Annotated in this window: 11 protein-coding genes; 2 read left to right on the forward strand and 9 right to left on the reverse strand. The window is 43.4% G+C overall.

What is annotated here, in order from left to right; genetic code table 11:
* Nucleotides 1-143: 143 nt before the first annotated feature.
* Together BY457_RS14695 and BY457_RS14700 are read right to left on the reverse strand one after the other, a co-directional pair.
* Nucleotides 144-2,009, reverse strand: coding sequence for a [Fe-Fe] hydrogenase large subunit C-terminal domain-containing protein (locus BY457_RS14695; protein ID WP_106154089.1), 1,866 nt, complete (start codon nt 2,007-2,009; stop codon nt 144-146).
* Nucleotides 2,010-2,026: 17 nt separating this feature from the next.
* On the reverse strand, nt 2,027-2,287 hold the full coding sequence (locus tag BY457_RS14700) for a (2Fe-2S) ferredoxin domain-containing protein (RefSeq protein WP_106154090.1): 261 nt from the start codon (nt 2,285-2,287) through the stop codon (nt 2,027-2,029).
* A 115-nt stretch (nt 2,288-2,402) separates the two neighbouring features.
* On the opposite strand from BY457_RS14700, the gene BY457_RS14705 reads away from it, so the two are divergent.
* Nucleotides 2,403-3,185, forward strand: a complete 783-nt coding sequence (locus BY457_RS14705) for a hypothetical protein (protein ID WP_106154091.1) — start codon at nt 2,403-2,405, stop codon at nt 3,183-3,185.
* A gap of 67 nt (nt 3,186-3,252) precedes the next feature.
* On the opposite strand, the gene BY457_RS14710 is transcribed toward BY457_RS14705, so the two are convergent.
* The 3 genes from BY457_RS14710 to BY457_RS14720 all read right to left on the reverse strand — a co-directional run bounded on the left by BY457_RS14710 (nt 3,253) and on the right by BY457_RS14720 (nt 7,112).
* Nucleotides 3,253-5,043 (reverse strand): NADH-dependent [FeFe] hydrogenase, group A6, encoded by a 1,791-nt coding sequence (locus BY457_RS14710; RefSeq protein ID WP_106154092.1) that lies wholly within the window; start codon nt 5,041-5,043, stop codon nt 3,253-3,255.
* Nucleotides 5,044-5,086: 43 nt separating this feature from the next.
* On the reverse strand, nt 5,087-6,265 hold the full coding sequence (locus BY457_RS14715) for an NADH-ubiquinone oxidoreductase-F iron-sulfur binding region domain-containing protein (RefSeq protein ID WP_106154093.1): 1,179 nt from the start codon (nt 6,263-6,265) through the stop codon (nt 5,087-5,089).
* Nucleotides 6,266-6,629: 364 nt separating this feature from the next.
* A complete protein-coding gene (locus tag BY457_RS14720) occupies nt 6,630-7,112 on the reverse strand; it encodes an NADH-quinone oxidoreductase subunit NuoE family protein (RefSeq protein ID WP_106154094.1) in 483 nt (160 codons plus the stop codon).
* Nucleotides 7,113-7,319: 207 nt separating this feature from the next.
* On the opposite strand from BY457_RS14720, the gene BY457_RS14725 reads away from it, so the two are divergent.
* Nucleotides 7,320-8,015, forward strand: coding sequence for an AlbA family DNA-binding domain-containing protein (locus BY457_RS14725; protein ID WP_106154095.1), 696 nt, complete (start codon nt 7,320-7,322; stop codon nt 8,013-8,015).
* 11 nt (nt 8,016-8,026) lie between these two features.
* Here BY457_RS14725 and BY457_RS14730 read toward each other — a convergent pair whose 3' ends face one another.
* From BY457_RS14730 to rpoB, 4 genes are all read right to left on the reverse strand, one after another.
* Nucleotides 8,027-8,296 (reverse strand): exo-beta-N-acetylmuramidase NamZ domain-containing protein, encoded by a 270-nt coding sequence (locus tag BY457_RS14730; protein WP_181256499.1) that lies wholly within the window; start codon nt 8,294-8,296, stop codon nt 8,027-8,029.
* 409 nt (nt 8,297-8,705) lie between these two features.
* On the reverse strand, nt 8,706-9,035 hold the full coding sequence (locus BY457_RS14740) for a DUF3467 domain-containing protein (RefSeq protein ID WP_106154098.1): 330 nt from the start codon (nt 9,033-9,035) through the stop codon (nt 8,706-8,708).
* A gap of 327 nt (nt 9,036-9,362) precedes the next feature.
* Nucleotides 9,363-13,640 (reverse strand): DNA-directed RNA polymerase subunit beta', encoded by a 4,278-nt coding sequence (gene rpoC / locus BY457_RS14745; RefSeq protein ID WP_106154099.1) that lies wholly within the window; start codon nt 13,638-13,640, stop codon nt 9,363-9,365.
* Between the two features lie 79 nt (nt 13,641-13,719).
* Nucleotides 13,720-17,529 (reverse strand): DNA-directed RNA polymerase subunit beta, encoded by a 3,810-nt coding sequence (gene rpoB, locus BY457_RS14750; protein ID WP_106154100.1) that lies wholly within the window; start codon nt 17,527-17,529, stop codon nt 13,720-13,722.
* Between the last annotated feature and the right edge of the window lie 40 nt (nt 17,530-17,569).

The following is a 17,569-nucleotide window of genomic DNA, read 5'->3' on the forward strand; positions in this document are numbered from 1 at the left end:
ACGAAAACTCCTGTTTTTGGGTGTGCCTGATAAGAAAGCATCAATTGCAAGGCGGGCGATGACTGAAAAACAGGAGTTTACTTTTCGTAAATGACTGTTTTGAAGGCAAGCCCAACGCAACAATTGGCGTTTTCTTGCAAGCACTATTTATTGTTGATACCTGTATCATCAGAGCTGCCAAGTTTTTGGGCTTCGATAATGGAAGTCAGTATTTTCTCCGTTTTGGAAGCACTCTCGCCCAACAGAAAAGCTATCTGCTGAACAGTTTCCAGGTTTTCGCGAATGACCTCACGGGCCCGTGTTACCACCTCCTCTTTCCTGACTTCCGGTGCCGTCAGATCTCTGATAATTCCACCCACAATCCGATTTTTCTCGATGGTAAAAACAGACACATTAACCACCGAGTCGCCAATGGTAGTATCCCTGTTGAGAAGATCCTGCCCTGACTGCAACACAGATGCAAACAACTTGGGAAACGGCACCAGCGAAGCCAACTCAGCTCCATTTAGTCCGGGAATGGTTTCATTGATCTGTCGGGCATCATCACCAAGCATATCCACAAAACTATTGTTCGATTCAATGATCCGCAGATTCTCATCCACAATTACCACCCCTGCCCTGATTTTATTGAGCATGGCAGTGGTCGTTTCGGCGGCCAATCGAGCCAGTTTTTCTTCCTCCCGGGCTTTTTCTTCACTCTGCTTCAGCGCTTCTTTGGTCTTTTTCAATTTCTCATTGGTGGCATTCAACTTTCCGATATAAGTATGCATCTTATGGATGGTATAAGTATAACACATCTCATAATTGGTCAGCCCCTGGCAATAGGCAACAGCAAATTCGCGGCACGATGGATAACCACAGGCACCACAACCCAACTGATCCTCCACTTTTTCCTTACCCATCTCATGCAAAACACGCTGGATCTCATTTTCGGCGGGATAAGGAAGTCTCTGATCATGCTCCTTAAATGAACGTGACAGAACCAGATCACTAAAAGATTCAATCTGTTTTTGCCAGGTTTCATAGTCAAAGTCCTTCAGGCGCTTATTGACATACTTAATCACCTGAGACCTGCGATAAAACTTCTTCCCACCGGGTGATGTACCGGGACCCATAATGCACCCCTCGCAATAAAAAAGATCGAGATGCTGCTGAAGACCAATTTCTGTTTTAAACTCCTGCAGAGATTGGAGGAAGTTGGTGCGTCCTTCCGTCATAATGATGCTGGCACTTAATAAATCCTGATTGATATCCACCGCCTGCAACATGCCCCGGTTTATTGGGAAAAGCCCCCCTTTCCTTCCAATGGGAGGGTCAAAATCACTAAATTTCACAGAATTCTCAGTGATGTGGTGTTCACCAAACATCTCACGGAGTTCCAGAAAAGTCAGCACTGCATCGGTTTTCCCATCTTCTTTGAAAAAACGTGCATCATCTTTGGCCGCTGCACAGGCGGTTATATAAACAACTTTCGTATCCGTACCATACATTCGGTGGATAACCTTAGCCATCGCCACGTAAGGAGGAACAATAGGGGCAAGATTCTCCACCAGTTCCGGATGATATCGTTCCACATGATTGGCGACGGGAGGACAGTTGGTGCTGATGTAATATTTCCCCTGAAAATTGTAGAGCAGTTCACGATAGCGGAAGGAGACCAGATCCACACCAAATGCTCCTTCCATCACATAAGTAAAGCCCAGAGCACGAATCATCCCAACAAATTTTCGATAATCCGAAATATCCACAAACTCAGCAGAAATGGTAGGATCACAAATAGCCGCAACGGGTGTATCGCCATCAAGAATATTACGGACACGTTGCTTTTCATCCCTTATCTCGATGGCATCCTGAGCACACATGGTCACACAATGGCCACAGCCAATACAACGTGCAGGCATTATTTCAGCGTGCTTCTCCACTATTCGGATAGCCTTGGCCGGGCACACTCTAATGCAGGTAAGGCTTAAATTGCACTTTTCAGGATCGACATGAATTAACTGGCTCATAATTATCAATTAACGATCTACTCAATATCCTCACGGGAAAAAAATTCACTCAAAACATCGTAAACATTGTCTGAAGTTACATTCCTGAAAATTTCTCCGTTAATTTTTAAAATGGGGCCCTGCTCACAAAGATTGTCACAAAGATCACCATGAAAAAACACCCTGTCCTGAAGGTTATGCTCTTTGAGATAACTCTTTATCAAATCCATAGTATAACGGTTCCCTCTCGAGAAACAAGAACTCCCCAAACATATGGTCATATCTATTTCGTTGCTCATGGCGTTCTATTTTGCCTAAAATTGCTATCTCACTAAAATTACATATTTTTAACACATCACAAACACCGGTTCCTCTATTTGTAGGGATTAAAAATTAGCAATAAACCAAGTAAACATGGCAAGCCTTTTACTTCCCATATCGCCTGACGATGACATCAATAAAATTCTTCCTGCAGTAAAACAAATTGCCGGATTTACTGATTACACCATAATTCCTTTTACTTACAAAATATCCGGAAAAAAGTATCGTACCCAAACAAACTCCAATGCAGGGAATATTCGAAGCTCCGAAAATGATTTATTCAAAACCATTCACTCCTTTCTCTTTCCCAACGATGATGATATTGCACTGGTTGTCATCAGTCCGCAGGTAATAAATCTGCAAAGCAGAAATAAAGCCACCCATTTTTTCTCAAAATTCAGGAATTTACAGGTTCCGTACCTTGTATTACCTGACAAGCCCGAAGATACCTGGCATCCGAAAGAAATCTATTTCCCGGTTTGCCTGAAAGACGGAGAAAAGGAAGCATCAGCCTGGGCAGGATTCTGGAGCAGAACATTTGAAGCCAAACTTCATCTTCTAAATCCGCACTTCCGGAATAAAACCACCAACCAATATTTGCAACGTACCATGGCTTTCATCCGGAATCTCCTCCAGAAATCAAACGTTTCGTATGACATTTCATCTGACGGCCACACAAGAAAAGAGGCCCGGCAAAAAGCTTTGGAACTGGCAAAAAATTCGCCGGACACACTCATTGTAATGCCGGCCACCAGGCTTAACTCTCCGGAATACGTTTTTATCGGACCTCCCGAAATCCGGCTATTAAAAAACCGGGGCAACACCCCGGTTCTTTTTGTCAACCCACGCCATGATATGTATGTACCCTGCGGGTAAAAAACTGAATTTCAGGAGACATGAAAAACAGCACAAAAATTAGTTTGGAAAATTATGGGTCTTCACACTAATACCTGTTTCTCGGTGTATATGTGGTATGCAGTAGCTCATGCGACTTATGCCCAAGCGGTTCCACCAGGAAATCTTCATAAATCTGGATAATCTCCGGGTTTTCATGTGATTTTCGGATCTTTTTCCCTGCATCTTCCCTGTAAATCGCTTCCGCCCTCTTTTTCCGAATCTCCGGCGACGTAGGCAATGGTTGTCCACCACCTCCCAGGCATCCACCCGGACAAGCCATAATTTCAATGAAGTGGTAATCTGCTTCTCCGTTTTTTACTTTCTCCATTACTTTCTTAGCATTCGACAGTCCGTGAGCCACACAGGTTTTCACCTCCACACCATCCAGAAAATCCCATTCAGGTAATGGATTCTCAATTTTCAGCGAAGCCTCCCGAACCTCCTCCATGCCCCTGACAGGAAGAATATTTAACCCGTCGAATGGTATTTCCCTTCCGGTTACCACCTCGTAAACCGTCCTTAATGCTGCCTCCATAACACCACCGGTAGCTCCGAAAATAACTCCGGCTCCTGTGCTCTCTCCCATAATGCTGTCGTAATCATCATCAGGCAAGGATTTAAAATCAATACCGGCCTGTTTCACCATCATTGCCAGTTCACGTGTTGTCACCACAAAATCAACATCCTGATATCCGCTGGCCCTCATTTCCGGCCTGTTGGCCTCAAATTTCTTAGCAGTACAAGGCATTACCGACACGCTGACCATGTTGGACGGATCAACCCCGATTTTATTGGCATAAAAAGTCTTGGCCAAAGCTCCAAACATCTGCTGGGGAGACTTAGCAGTAGAAAGATGCTCCAAAAAATCAGGAAAAGTATGCTCAATAAATTTAATCCATCCCGGGGAGCAGGAGGTTGTCATTGGAATCTTTACATCCGTCTCTTTATCTTTCAAAACTCTTTTCAACCGCTGAAGCAGTTCATTCCCCTCCTCAATAATGGTAAGGTCGGCCGACCAGTCAGTGTCCAACACGGCATTAAAACCAAGCCGGCGCAAAGCAGCCACCATCTTTCCGGTGACAATTTCACCAGGATCCATATCCAGGGCTTCACCCAAAGCTATTCTTACTGCCGGAGCCGTTTGCACAACTACAAATTTATCCGGATTATCGATGGCATTCCAGACTTCATTAATATACGTTTTCTCGGTAAGTGCCCCGGTAGGACAACGGTTTACACACTGACCGCAATTGGTACAAACCACCTCATAAATGGGTTTGTCAAAAAAGGTTGAAATCTTCATTTCGCCACCTTTATGTGCCACAGTTAATGCACCAATGCTCTGAATCTGGTCACAGGTGCGCACACATCTCTGACATCGGATACATTTGGAATCATCTTTTATGATAGATGGCGAAAATTCGTCAATCGTATAGCCCTTCAACGGCACCAACGGAAGAAACCCACTCTCCCCTACAATATATTCATTCGATAAAGACTGAAGCTCGCATTTGCCATTTTTATAGCAGGTAGTACATTCGGCTCGATGTTCAGAAATCAATAGCTCTATGATCTGCTTCCGTGCATTTCGAACTTTCATGCTATTTGTAAGAATCTCCATCCCTTCACTAACCGGAATGGCACAAGCAGGTTGTAAACGGTCAAGTCCCACTTGTTCCACCACACAAACCCTGCAGTTTCCAGCCACACATAAATCCTCGTGATGACACAAGGTGGGAATCCGTACATTTACTTTACGGGCAGCTTCAAGAATGGTGGCCCCTGCATCAACAGAAACACTGAGATGGTCTATTTTCAGATTTACTTGCTCAACCATAACTATAGATATTTTTTAAACGAAAGACCCCAAACAGGTCCGGTTAATAAATCATCTCTTCACGAAAGTTTTCGACTATAGAGCTGAAAGAATTGGCCACAGATTGCCCCAAACCACACTTTGCGGTTACTCGCATGGTTTCGGCCAGTTCCAAAAGCTTTTCCAGATACTGCGACGATTTATCGCCTCTTTTTACAGCCTCTATGCCCAGCAAGAGTTGCTGAGTCCCAACCCTGCATGGGGTGCACTGACCGCAGCTCTCCTCCACAAAAAAATCAAGATAATTGTGCAAAACATTATACATGGAACGTGAAGAATTAAAAATCATCATGGAACCTCCGGTGGGCAAACTGATTCCGGTAAGTTTCCCCTTATATCCAATTACTGTTTTATCGAATTTTTTCCGGGGCACACAAAAACCTGCTGCTCCTCCCACCTGAACAGCCTTAGCATCGCCGTCGCCGAAGTCATCCACAAATTTCTGAAGAGTCATGCCAAATTCCAGTTCATAAATACCGGGAATCGGCGTGTCACCGCTTACCGAAAACACCTTACTTCCTCTGCTGTCCTTAACTCCCAGATCTCTGAATTTCTCAGGACCATATTTGAATATGGAGTAGGTATGTGCCAGCGTTTCCACATTATTAATTACGGTAGGTCCTTTTCGGTAACCGGAATCCGTCGGGAAAGGAGGTTTATTCCGCGGCTCCCCCCTGTGTCCTTCCATACTTTCAAAAAGTGCCGATTCCTCCCCGCATATATAAGCTCCACATCCCAGGAAAATTTGAACCCTGAAAGGTAGATTGAGGCTGTCGGCAAGTTCATGAAACTCATCAATGGCCTTCTGAAGCTTAGGAATTAAGAATTTGTATTCTCCCCTTAAGTAGATAAAGCCTTTTTCGGAACCAATTATCCGGCCGCAAACAGCCATTCCGGTAAGAACTTTATGCGGAACACTCGAAAGAATCTCCCGGTCTTTAAAAGTCCCCGGCTCCCCTTCATCGGCATTACAGATGACATATTTTTCCTGACCGGAAGCTTCAGCAGTCAATTTCCATTTTAATCCTGTGGGAAAACCTGCCCCACCCCGCCCCTTTAAACCGGAACTAATCAAATCTTCAATTAATTCCTCATTGGAACGTTTCAGGGATTTTTCAAGAATAACAGCCGAATCGTGCTCATTCTTAAATATTAAGTCGAGACGTTTAAGACCTTTTTTCATTCGTTTAAAATTTTGTAATTATCTGATAAAAAACTAATTAAAAATTTGAGAACGAATGGAACCGCTTCGCTCTCGCATAATATTTTTTAAACATGTTCTCTTGTGATTTATATTTAAAAAATATCATGCTCGTTTCATCAGTATAAAATTTATTAATTAAGGTCGGATGAAACTCGCATGCAGGAATTTATACATATTCTCTTGTTGCAATCGTTGCCATGCTCGTTTCATCAGTAAATAATTTATCTAAGTTATTGGTCTGATGGAACTCGTCCCGAACATTCGGAACTCGTTTCATAATGCAGAATTTCTGAAAAAAATATCCCCTGCGAAATCATTCAGGGCTGTTCCGGGTGGACCAAAATCAGGACGCTGATTTTTGTTCATTCAACCTGTATTCATTGATGATATCTCTAACCTTACCCGGAGTTAATTCGGTATAGGGAACATCATTAATCAACATGGCCGGCCCTTTATGGCATTGTCCGAGACAATTGGTCTCTTTTAAAGTAAAAAGACCATCAGGCGTGGTTTCTCCAAGCTTAATCTTCAATAGCTCCTCCAGTTCCTTTATCACCTGATTTTTTCCATGCATCATACAGGTAATGGTTTTGCAAACCCGTATGACATATTTGCCACACTTTTCTGTTTCCAGGAATGAATAAAAAGTTGCCGTTCCGTAAACCTTGGCAGCAGAGACATCCAGCTCCCTGGCTATTTCCACCATTGCATCTTCAGGGATAATATGATTGTCCTCATAAACATTCTCCAAAATAGGAAGCAAACTTTCAAGACTTCTTCCATGACGATCGGCAAGTCGTTTGATGTAATCAACGGAATGAGGCATAACACTGAATTTTAAAGAAATAAGGCAATAAGGATATTTTTCTTTAATAAATTTCAGTCAATAAATCAGGGATGTCCATGACTTTTGTCATGCAAATACAGGCAATTGTTAATTTTTATTAATTCTAAACACTTGAGCCAATTGGTCATATTTTTTTTAGATTCCCCGCAATTTTCCCGAAATTTGTGAAACAAAACTGATGAAGAGGTGAAGAATTACATACAAAGATTGATTGCCGAAGGAGAGCACGTTCAACAGGATTTTAAATATGCCATCAATGACAGCCGAAAAATAGCACGGTCACTGGCAGCATTTGCCAACACAGAAGGAGGACGATTGCTTGTGGGAGTAAAAGACAACGGCAGAGTTGCCGGTGTTTCTTCAGATGAGGAGTTCTATATGGTAGATGCAGCAGCCACACGGTATTGTCGTCCGCCAGTTCAGTTTGAGTCTCACGAACATATCCTGGATGGCAAAACGGTTGTAGAAATCATCGTCCCTAAAAGCGAAAGAAAGCCCCACAAGGCGCCCACCAAAGACGGAAAGTATAAAGTTTACGTCAGGGTTGAGGATCAAAACCTCCTGGCCAATCAAATACTCCTGAAGGTCTGGCTGAGACAGAAAAAAAACAAAGGAACTTTTTTCCAGTTAAAGGAGCCCGAACAATTACTGTTAACCCGTCTCAACAACGAAGAGCCTTATATTACACATTCAAAGTTTGCCCGTATAGCAGGTATTTCCCGAAGAAAAGCCGAAAAAATACTGGTCAATCTTATTGTGATGGGAATTATCGACATAAAACTTACCGAGAACGGTGCCTTTTACTTCCTGAAAGAGGCTCCGGTTGAAAACAAAGAAAAGGAAACACCGGACGCATCGCCGGTTTTTAAAACCATACGCTAAATGCAATTCATTTAAGGGTACAACAGATATTTCGCTCTAAGTGAACGATATTCAGCAAGCTCCTCTGCCCAGGAAGCCCTGATATCCGGTTCACTCACCCCCTCTTTTATTTGTAATAACACCTGATCATCTCCGGTTAAAAGATGAAACCATTGGAGTCTTGAAAAGAATTCATCACTTTCGCCGGATTTTCTGTAGAAATCAAGAAGAGGCTCCAGTGAAAACCTATGTTCTTCAGCCCCCGGCTCCCTAAAGTCTTTTCCAAAACAAGTTTCTCCCATATACACAGGGTTACTATCCATTCCTTCAATGCTCGCCCCCAACACGGGATGTTTGATTAACCAGCAATCCAACCTTTTTACCGGTAAGCAATGGAATCCAAACCTCCTTTCTCTCTGAGCCGGTTCGCAAATCAGCACTATTCTTCGATTGACAGTGAACAACAGAAACCGCCAGAAAAAAATACTGATAAAACAATTCGCCTGTCCATTTCTTTAAAATCTTGTCTTTTTCGGGTAAACCTACCACGGGTCGATAACCCGAGATTAACCAATTTTGCCCCCTAGGGGGAAGAGCCGGGTCTGTCATATTCCCATTATGCCTCAAAATTTAATCGAGGTGCTCACTCGACAAAACGCCGTCTTTAAGTGTTTAGCAGAGTTGGTAAGTGTTGATATTATAGCGTTTTCCTCACGCTTGTCCTGCTGGGCCAAAATTCATAGGAGGAAAACCACTTCCATGATCGTTCGGACCTGCAATATTCTTAATCGGACCATGAATTTCCTCAAACCTGGAGATATTCTCTTTTAATGCCTGAAGCAACCTCTTGGCATGTTCAGGTGTAAGTATCACCCGTGATTTTACGGAAGCCTTGGGCACTCCCGGCATTACCCTGGCAAAATCTACGACAAACTCCGAAGGAGAATGACTGATAATTGCAAGATTGGAATAAATCCCCTGAGCCACTTCCTGGTTTAATTCAATTTTAACTTGTCCTTTTTTATTATTCTGATCTTCCATTTTACTCAATTTTATTTAAAATAAGTTTGATATTCATTAAGCAACATTTTCACGCAATATTGTATTGAAAATCATCCGGCAAAACCATCAATTATCTATTCAAGTTCCATGCCTTCCCGATTGACGTATAAAGGTATAAAAACAAGGCGATTTTTCAGCACGAATGATTGACTTCGTCAAACTTCGTTTCAAAAAAAGCCTTGTCATGCTTGTTTTATATATTCTGGTTTAACAAACTCTGAGCAGTAACACAAAGAAAAAGCGCAACCCCCATAAAAGGAGTTGCGCTTTTGTTTATGTATTCCCATTAACCGGGAAATAGTTTCACTAGCCTTCTCTGACCGTTTCAGATTCGCGTTTATTAACCAGTTTATCGTATTCTTCCTGAGAACCAACAATAATCTTGTCATACTCACGCAATCCGGTACCGGCAGGAATCAGGTGACCGCAAATAACGTTCTCTTTAAGACCGTCAAGCTTATCTACTTTACCCTGAATTGCAGCTTCATTCAATACTTTGGTTGTTTCCTGGAAGGAAGCAGCCGACATAAAGCTCTTGGTCTGCAATGCAGCACGGGTAATTCCCTGAAGAACCTGACCCGAAGTTGCAGGAACAGCATCCCTGGTCTGTACAAGTTTCAAGTCTTTCCGCTTCAGTTGTGAATTCTCATCTCTCAGACGACGTGCATTCACAATCTGTCCCGGACGTAAAGTAGATGAATCTCCAGAGTCAACAACCACTTTCTTACCCCAGATCTCATCATTCTCTTCCATGAATTCGATCTTATCGACAATCTGACGCTCCAGGAATCGGGTATCACCAGCATCGGCAATCTCCACCTTACGCATCATCTGACGAACGATAACTTCAAAGTGTTTGTCGTTAATCTTAACCCCCTGCAAACGATACACATCCTGAACTTCGTTCACAATGTATTCCTGTACCGCAGTAGGTCCTTTAATGGCAAGAATATCAGAAGGAGTTGTAGCACCATCAGACAGCGGTGTTCCGGCACGAACATAATCGTTTTCCTGCACAAGAATCTGCTTGGATAGAGATACCAGGTATTTCTTAACCTCGCCATTCTTGGAAGTAACGATAATTTCACGGTTACCACGCTTAATCTTACCAAAAGCAACCTCACCATCAATTTCGGAAACAACAGCAGGATTGGATGGATTACGGGCTTCGAACAACTCCGTAACACGGGGCAGACCACCGGTGATGTCACCGGAACGTCCCATTGCACGGGGAATCTTAGCCAATGTCTCACCCTGCTTAATGTCATCACCCTCATCTACTGAGATGTGGGCACCTACAGGCAGGTTATATGTTTTTAACACCTCTCCGTTAGAGTCAAGAACACGTAATCCTGGGTTCTTGGTCTTATCACGGGTTTCGATGATTACCTTTTCACGATATCCGGTTTGCTCATCGGACTCTTCCTTGAAAGTAACACCGTCGATCATATTCTCGAAAGAAACCTTACCGGTTTTCTCCGTAATAATCAAGGCATTAAATGGATCCCATTCACAAATCAAATCCCCTTTCTTCAAGTCGGTTCCATTCTTAATATAAAGCTTGGCACCGTAAGGAATTGGTTGTGTGGTAAGGGAGATATTTGTATTCTTATCTACAATGCGCAACTCAGCCAAACGGCCGATGACCACATCAACATCGGTTCCTTCTTCAGTAGTGAAAGGAACAGTACGCAATTCATCAAATTCAGCTTTACCCTCATATTTGGCAAGCATACTATTTTCAGAAGTTACGTTTGATGCAGTACCACCCACGTGGAATGTACGCAATGTCAGCTGAGTACCCGGCTCACCAATAGACTGGGCAGCAATAACTCCAACAGCCTCACCTTTATGTACCAGTTTACCGGTAGAAAGGTTACGACCATAACACTTGGTACAAACACCTTTCTTAGACTCACAAGTCAATACCGAACGAATTTCAACCCTCTCGATGGGTGAATCCTCAATAATGCGAGCTTCAGTTTCGGTAATCTCATCACCACTCTTCACAATAATCTCGCCGGTGTTGGGATGATAAACATCATGCACAGAAACACGTCCGAGGATACGCTCATAAAGGGAAGCAACAACTTCTTCGTTACTCTTGATGGCAGTTGCCGTAAGACCACGAAGGGTTCCACAATCCTCCTCATTGATGATTACATCCTGAGACACATCCACCAGACGACGAGTAAGGTAACCCGCATCCGCTGTCTTAAGAGCGGTATCCGCAAGACCCTTACGGGCACCGTGTGTAGAGATAAAGTACTCAAGTACCGACAGTCCCTCTTTAAAGTTGGACAAAATCGGGTTTTCGATAATCTGTCCGCCCTCAGCACCTGATTTCTGCGGTTTGGCCATCAAACCACGCATACCGGACAACTGACGGATCTGCTCTTTAGAACCCCTCGCACCGGAGTCAAGCATCATGTAAACGGAGTTAAAACCATCTCTGTCTGAGCTCAACTGATTCATAAGTGTCTGAGTCAATCGGGCATTCACGTGTGTCCAGATATCGATAATCTGATTATATCTTTCGTTGTTGGTAATGAATCCCATGTTATAGTTGTTCATTACCTCCTCAACTTCAGCATACCCCTCATCAACCAAAGTTACTTTCTCTGCAGGAATAATCACATCCTGAAGGTTAAACGACAGACCACCTTCGAAAGCGAGTCGGTAACCCAGTGACTTAATATCGTCAAGGAAGTTGGCGGTTTTAGGAGTACCACAAACTTTGTGAACCTTACCAATAATGTCACGCAAAGATTTCTTGGTCAATAAAGTATTGATATATCCCACCTCTTCAGGAACAAATTCATTAAATAAAATCCGTCCGACAGTGGTCTCTATCATTGTTTCAACAAGTTCTCCCTGCTCATTAAGGTCTTTGGTCTTAACGGTTACTTTCGTATGCAGTTCAACCTGTTTTTCATTGTAAGCAATTTTCGTCTCTTCGGGAGAGTAGAAAACCAGTCCCTCATTTTTAGCTCCCGGTCTTGCTTTGGTCATGTAGTACAATCCCAAAACCATATCCTGCGAAGGAACGGTAATAGGCGCACCATTGGCAGGGTTCAGAATATTCTGACTTGCCAGCATCAGCATCTGAGCTTCAAGAATGGCGGCATTGCCCAATGGGAGGTGTACAGCCATCTGGTCACCGTCGAAGTCGGCGTTAAAAGCCGAACAGGCCAACGGGTGCAACTGAATCGCCTTTCCTTCAATAAGTTTAGGCTGAAATGCCTGAATACCCAATCGGTGAAGCGTTGGAGCACGGTTCAGCATCACAGGGTGACCTTTCAACACGTTCTCCAGAATATCCCACACAACCGGATCCTTACGATCTACAATTTTCTTGGCCGACTTAACGGTTTTTACAATACCTCTCTCAATCAGTTTACGAATGACGAAAGGTTTGTATAGTTCGGCAGCCATATCTTTCGGAAGACCACATTCGTGCATCTTCAATTCCGGTCCCACAACAATTACCGAACGTGCAGAATAGTCAACACGTTTACCAAGCAGGTTCTGACGGAAACGCCCCTGCTTACCTTTCAAGCTGTCGCTCAAAGACTTAAGCGGACGGTTAGCATCCGTTTTAACTGCATTTGATTTCCGTGAGTTATCAAACAGAGAATCCACAGATTCCTGCAACATCCTCTTCTCATTACGTAAAATCACCTCGGGAGCCTTAATCTCAATCAGACGCTTGAGTCGATTGTTACGAATAATAACCCTGCGGTAAAGATCGTTCAAATCGGAAGTAGCAAAACGTCCACCATCCAAAGGTACAAGAGGCCTCAATTCCGGAGGAATCACAGGAACCACCTTCACAACCATCCATTCCGGACGATTAACACCTTTAGATTCACGGAACGACTCCACTACCTGCAAACGTTTCAAAGCTTCGTTTTTACGCTGCTGAGAAGTTTCGGTATTGGCTTTGTGACGCAAATCATAAGAAAGCTCATCCAGGTTAAGACGTGACAAAATCATATGCAAAGCATCAGCTCCCATCTTAGCGATGAACTTATTGGGATCATCGTCTTCAAGATGCTGATTGTCCTTTGGCAGGCTGTCGAGAATATCCAGATACTCCTCTTCTGTGAGGAAATCCATATATTTCACTCCGTCAGCACCGGTAACTCCGGGCTGAACCACCACATAGCGCTCGTAATAAATAATGGAATCGAGTTTCTTGGTAGGAAGACCTAGCAAATATCCGATTTTATTGGGCAAAGAACGGAAATACCAGATATGTGCAACCGGCACTACCAGTGAAATATGACCCATACGTTCGCGACGAACTTTCTTCTCGGTCACCTCAACACCACAACGGTCACAAACGATACCCCGGTAACGAATCCGTTTATATTTTCCACAATGACATTCATAATCCTTTACAGGACCAAAAATGCGCTCGCAGAACAAACCATCCCGCTCAGGTTTGTAAGTACGATAATTAATGGTTTCGGGTTTAAGCACCTCACCACTGGAACGTTCCAGTATTTCCTCCGGTGAAGACAACCCGATTGTAATGCGGGAAAAATTACTCTTGACTTTCTGATCTCTTCTGAATGCCATATATAGCCGAGTATTAGAAGTTTTAAACTAAAAGAGGCATAATGTGCTTCCCCAAAAAGGAAAGCACATAGCCAGCGTACTATTCAAGATTCACACTCAAACCAAGACCGCGCATCTCATGCAGCAATACATTGAGTGATTCAGGGATTCCCGGCATTGGCATCGGGTCACCTTTCACAATGGTCTCGTAAGCCTTGGCACGACCAAGAACATCATCCGACTTCACTGTGAGAATCTCCTGCAATATGTGAGAAGCACCAAATGCCTCAAGAGCCCAAACCTCCATCTCACCAAATCGCTGACCACCAAATTGTGCTTTACCACCAAGTGGCTGTTGTGTGATGAGAGAATAAGGCCCGATAGAACGAGCGTGCATCTTGTCCTCAACCATGTGGCCAAGTTTCAGCATATAGATGATACCTACTGTAGCCGGCTGGTGGAAGCGTTCTCCTGTACCACCATCGTACAGATAACTCTTACCAAAGTCAGGCACATTGGCTTTTCGTGTCCAGTCTGTCAGATCCTCGTTGGAAGCCCCGTCAAAGATCGGAGTGGCAAATTTAACACCAAGAACATCACCTGCCCATGCAAGAACAGTTTCATAAATCTGACCAAGGTTCATCCTTGAAGGCACACCCAGCGGGTTCAATACGATATCCACAGGAGTTCCGTCTTCAAGGAACGGCATATCTTCCTGACGCACAATACGGGAAACAATACCTTTGTTACCATGTCGTCCGGCCATCTTATCACCTACAGTAATTTTACGCTTCTTGGCAATGTAAACTTTTGCCAATTGCACAATACCAGCAGGCAACTCATCACCAATAGTAAGATTGTATTTTTGTCTCTTCTCTTTGGCTTCAAGCTCCTTATATTTCATCCGGTAATTGTGAATTACCTTGGAAATAAGCTCATTCTTGTCTTTGTCAGTCGTCCATTTATTCGGATTAACTGACAAATAATCAAGATCCTGAAGAATCTTCTGAGTAAACTTGGTTCCTTTGGAAATAAGATCCGCTCCGAGATAATCCTTAACACCCTGGCTGGTTTTGCCATTGATGAGCGAGAAAAGTTTATCCACAAGACGTCCTTTAATTTCCTCAATGGAACGTTCAAACTCCTGATCTATCTTGGCCAATGCAGGTTTATCGCTTGTTCTGTTTTTGCGATCTTTAACCACACGCGAGAACAATTTTTTATCGATAACCACACCTGACAATGATGGAGAAGCTTTCAATGAAGCATCCTTCACATCACCGGCTTTTTCACCAAAGATAGCTCTCAAAAGCTTCTCTTCCGGAGTTGGGTCACTCTCCCCTTTGGGAGTAATTTTACCAATCAGGATATCACCGGGCTTAACATGAGCTCCGACACGAATCAGACCATTTTCGTCCAGTTCTTTGGTCGCCTCTTCACTCACGTTGGGAATATCAGAAGTAAGCTCCTCAAGTCCACGTTTGGTGTCACGTACTTCCAGTGAATACTCATCAATGTGTACAGATGTAAATACATCTTCACGAACGAGTTTCTCGGAAATAACAATGGCATCCTCAAAGTTGTATCCTTTCCAGGGCATGAAAGCCACTTTCAGGTTACGTCCCAGCGCCAGTTCACCTTTCTCGGTTGAATAACCTTCGGTCATAATCTGACCCGGTTCGATACGATCACCCTTTTTCACAAGTGGCTTCATATCAACCGTAGTGCTCTGGTTGGTTTTCTTATATTTGGTAAGTTTATACCTTTTGGTTTCAGGTTCAAAACTCACAAATTTCTCTTCATCTGTAAGATCGTATCTTACAACAATCTCCTGAGCATCCACAAACTCTACTACACCATAACCTTCAGCAACAATCTGTGTCCGTGAATCACGGATCAGCTTACCTTCAAGTCCGGTACCTACAATAGGAGCCTGGGGCCTCAACAAAGGTACAGCCTGACGCATCATGTTAGATCCCATCAACGCACGGTTGGCGTCATCATGCTCAAGGAAAGGAATCAAAGAAGCTGCAACAGAAGCAATCTGGTTTGGAGCCACGTCCATCAGGTCAATTTCCTCCCTGTCAATAAGAGGGAAATCACCATCATGTCGGGCTTTAACCTTATTGTTAGCAAAAATACCACTTTCGTCAAGCGGAGCATTTGCCTGCGCAATAATTTTTGACTCTTCCTCTTCAGCCGTAAGATAGAAAACACCTTCATTGGTAAGATCCACCTTACTGGTTTCAACTTTACGATAAGGAGTTTCAATAAATCCAAGATTATTGATTTTCGCAAACACACAAAGAGACGAGATGAGTCCAATGTTTGGTCCTTCAGGTGTCTCAATAGGACACAGACGCCCGTAGTGTGTATAGTGAACATCACGAACCTCAAATCCGGCACGTTCACGAGACAAACCACCAGGTCCAAGTGCAGACATTCTGCGTTTATGAGTAATCTCAGCCAACGGATTGGTCTGATCCATAAACTGGGACAACGCGTTGGTACCAAAGAAACTATTGATAACCGAGGAGAGGGTTTTACTGTTGATCAAGTCTATTGGCGTAAACACCTCATTGTCACGAACATTCATTCGCTCGCGAATGGTACGTGCCATACGGGCTAACCCAACACCAAACTGATTGGCCATCTGTTCACCAACAGTACGAACACGACGGTTACTCAAGTGGTCAATATCATCAACCACGGTCTTAGAGTTGATCAGTTCAATCAGATACTTAATAATCGCGATCATATCATCACGAGTAAGCACCTTGATATCGAGATCAATATTCAGATTCAGCTTTTTGTTCAAACGGTAACGTCCTACATCACCCAAATCGTAACGTTTATCAGAAAAGAAAAGCTTGTCGATCACGTCACGTGCAGTAGCCTCATCAGGTGGCTCGGCATTCCTTAATTGTCGATAGATGTGTACAACCGCTTCTTTCTCCGAGTTACACGGGTCTTTTTGAAGCGTGTTATAAATAATGGCAAAATCAGAAAGGTTCTGATCTTCCTTATGCAGTAGGATGGTTTTTGTCCCGGAATCGATAATTTCCTCGATGTGTTCATCTTCCAACACAGTCTCCCGGTCAATAACCACTTCATTTCTTTCAATAGAAACTACCTCACCGGTATCTTCATCAACGAAGTCTTCGATCCAGGTTTTAAGCACACGAGCAGCAAGTTTCCGGCCCACTACCTTTTTGAGGGCAGTTTTGGAAACCTTAATTTCATCTGCAAGGTCAAAAATTTCCAGAACCTCTTTATCACTTTCGTATCCGATAGCCCTTAATAATGTGGTAACAGGTAATTTTTTCTTCCTGTCGATGTAGGCATACATCACATTATTGATATCGGTAGCAAATTCAATCCAGGACCCTTTAAACGGAATAATTCTGGCAGAATACAACTTGGTTCCATTGGCATGCACGCTCTGACCGAAGAAAACACCAGGAGAGCGGTGCAGCTGAGAAACGATGACCCTTTCGGCACCATTAATAATAAAGCTACCTTTATCGGTCATGTACGGAACAGTCCCCAGATATACATCCTGAACAACAGTGTCAAAATCCTCGTGTTCCGGGTCGGTACAATAAAGTTTAAGTTTGGCTTTCAGGGGGACGCAATAGGTCAGTCCTCTTTCGATGCATTCTTCAATGGTATAACGGGATGGATCGATTCCAAAATCCAGAAACTCGAGCACAAAATTGTTTCGGGTATCTGTAATCGGGAAGTTCTCCATAAAAACCTGCCATAACCCCTCCTGTTTCCTTTCCTCGGGGGTAGTCCCCATCTGGAAGAATTCACGGAAAGATTTCAGCTGAATTTCCAGGAAGTCAGGATAGTCCAGCTGGTTTTTGATGGTAGCAAAGCTAATCCTTTCGGTAGTAATTGGAGTCATCTATCAACAAATTATTTGAACTTAAACATATAAGCATAAA

Origin of the sequence: Marinilabilia salmonicolor (assembly GCF_003003035.1) — a bacterium.
Lineage (GTDB): Bacteria > Bacteroidota > Bacteroidia > Bacteroidales > Marinilabiliaceae > Marinilabilia > Marinilabilia salmonicolor_A.

Excerpts from the sequence above, each read along its gene's own strand:
- BY457_RS14695 (WP_106154089.1), bottom strand. The coding sequence starts at position 2,009 with ATGAGCCAGTTAATTCATGTCGATCCTGAAAAGTGCAATTTAAGCCTT.
- BY457_RS14700 (WP_106154090.1), bottom strand. The coding sequence starts at position 2,287 with ATGAGCAACGAAATAGATATGACCATATGTTTGGGGAGTTCTTGTTTC.
- BY457_RS14705 (WP_106154091.1), top strand. The coding sequence starts at position 2,403 with ATGGCAAGCCTTTTACTTCCCATATCGCCTGACGATGACATCAATAAA.
- BY457_RS14710 (WP_106154092.1), bottom strand. The coding sequence starts at position 5,043 with ATGGTTGAGCAAGTAAATCTGAAAATAGACCATCTCAGTGTTTCTGTT.
- BY457_RS14715 (WP_106154093.1), bottom strand. The coding sequence starts at position 6,265 with ATGAAAAAAGGTCTTAAACGTCTCGACTTAATATTTAAGAATGAGCAC.
- BY457_RS14720 (WP_106154094.1), bottom strand. The coding sequence starts at position 7,112 with ATGCCTCATTCCGTTGATTACATCAAACGACTTGCCGATCGTCATGGA.
- BY457_RS14730 (WP_181256499.1), bottom strand. The coding sequence starts at position 8,296 with ATGGGAGAAACTTGTTTTGGAAAAGACTTTAGGGAGCCGGGGGCTGAA.
- BY457_RS14740 (WP_106154098.1), bottom strand. The coding sequence starts at position 9,035 with ATGGAAGATCAGAATAATAAAAAAGGACAAGTTAAAATTGAATTAAAC.
- rpoC (WP_106154099.1), bottom strand. The coding sequence starts at position 13,640 with ATGGCATTCAGAAGAGATCAGAAAGTCAAGAGTAATTTTTCCCGCATT.
- rpoB (WP_106154100.1), bottom strand. The coding sequence starts at position 17,529 with ATGACTCCAATTACTACCGAAAGGATTAGCTTTGCTACCATCAAAAAC.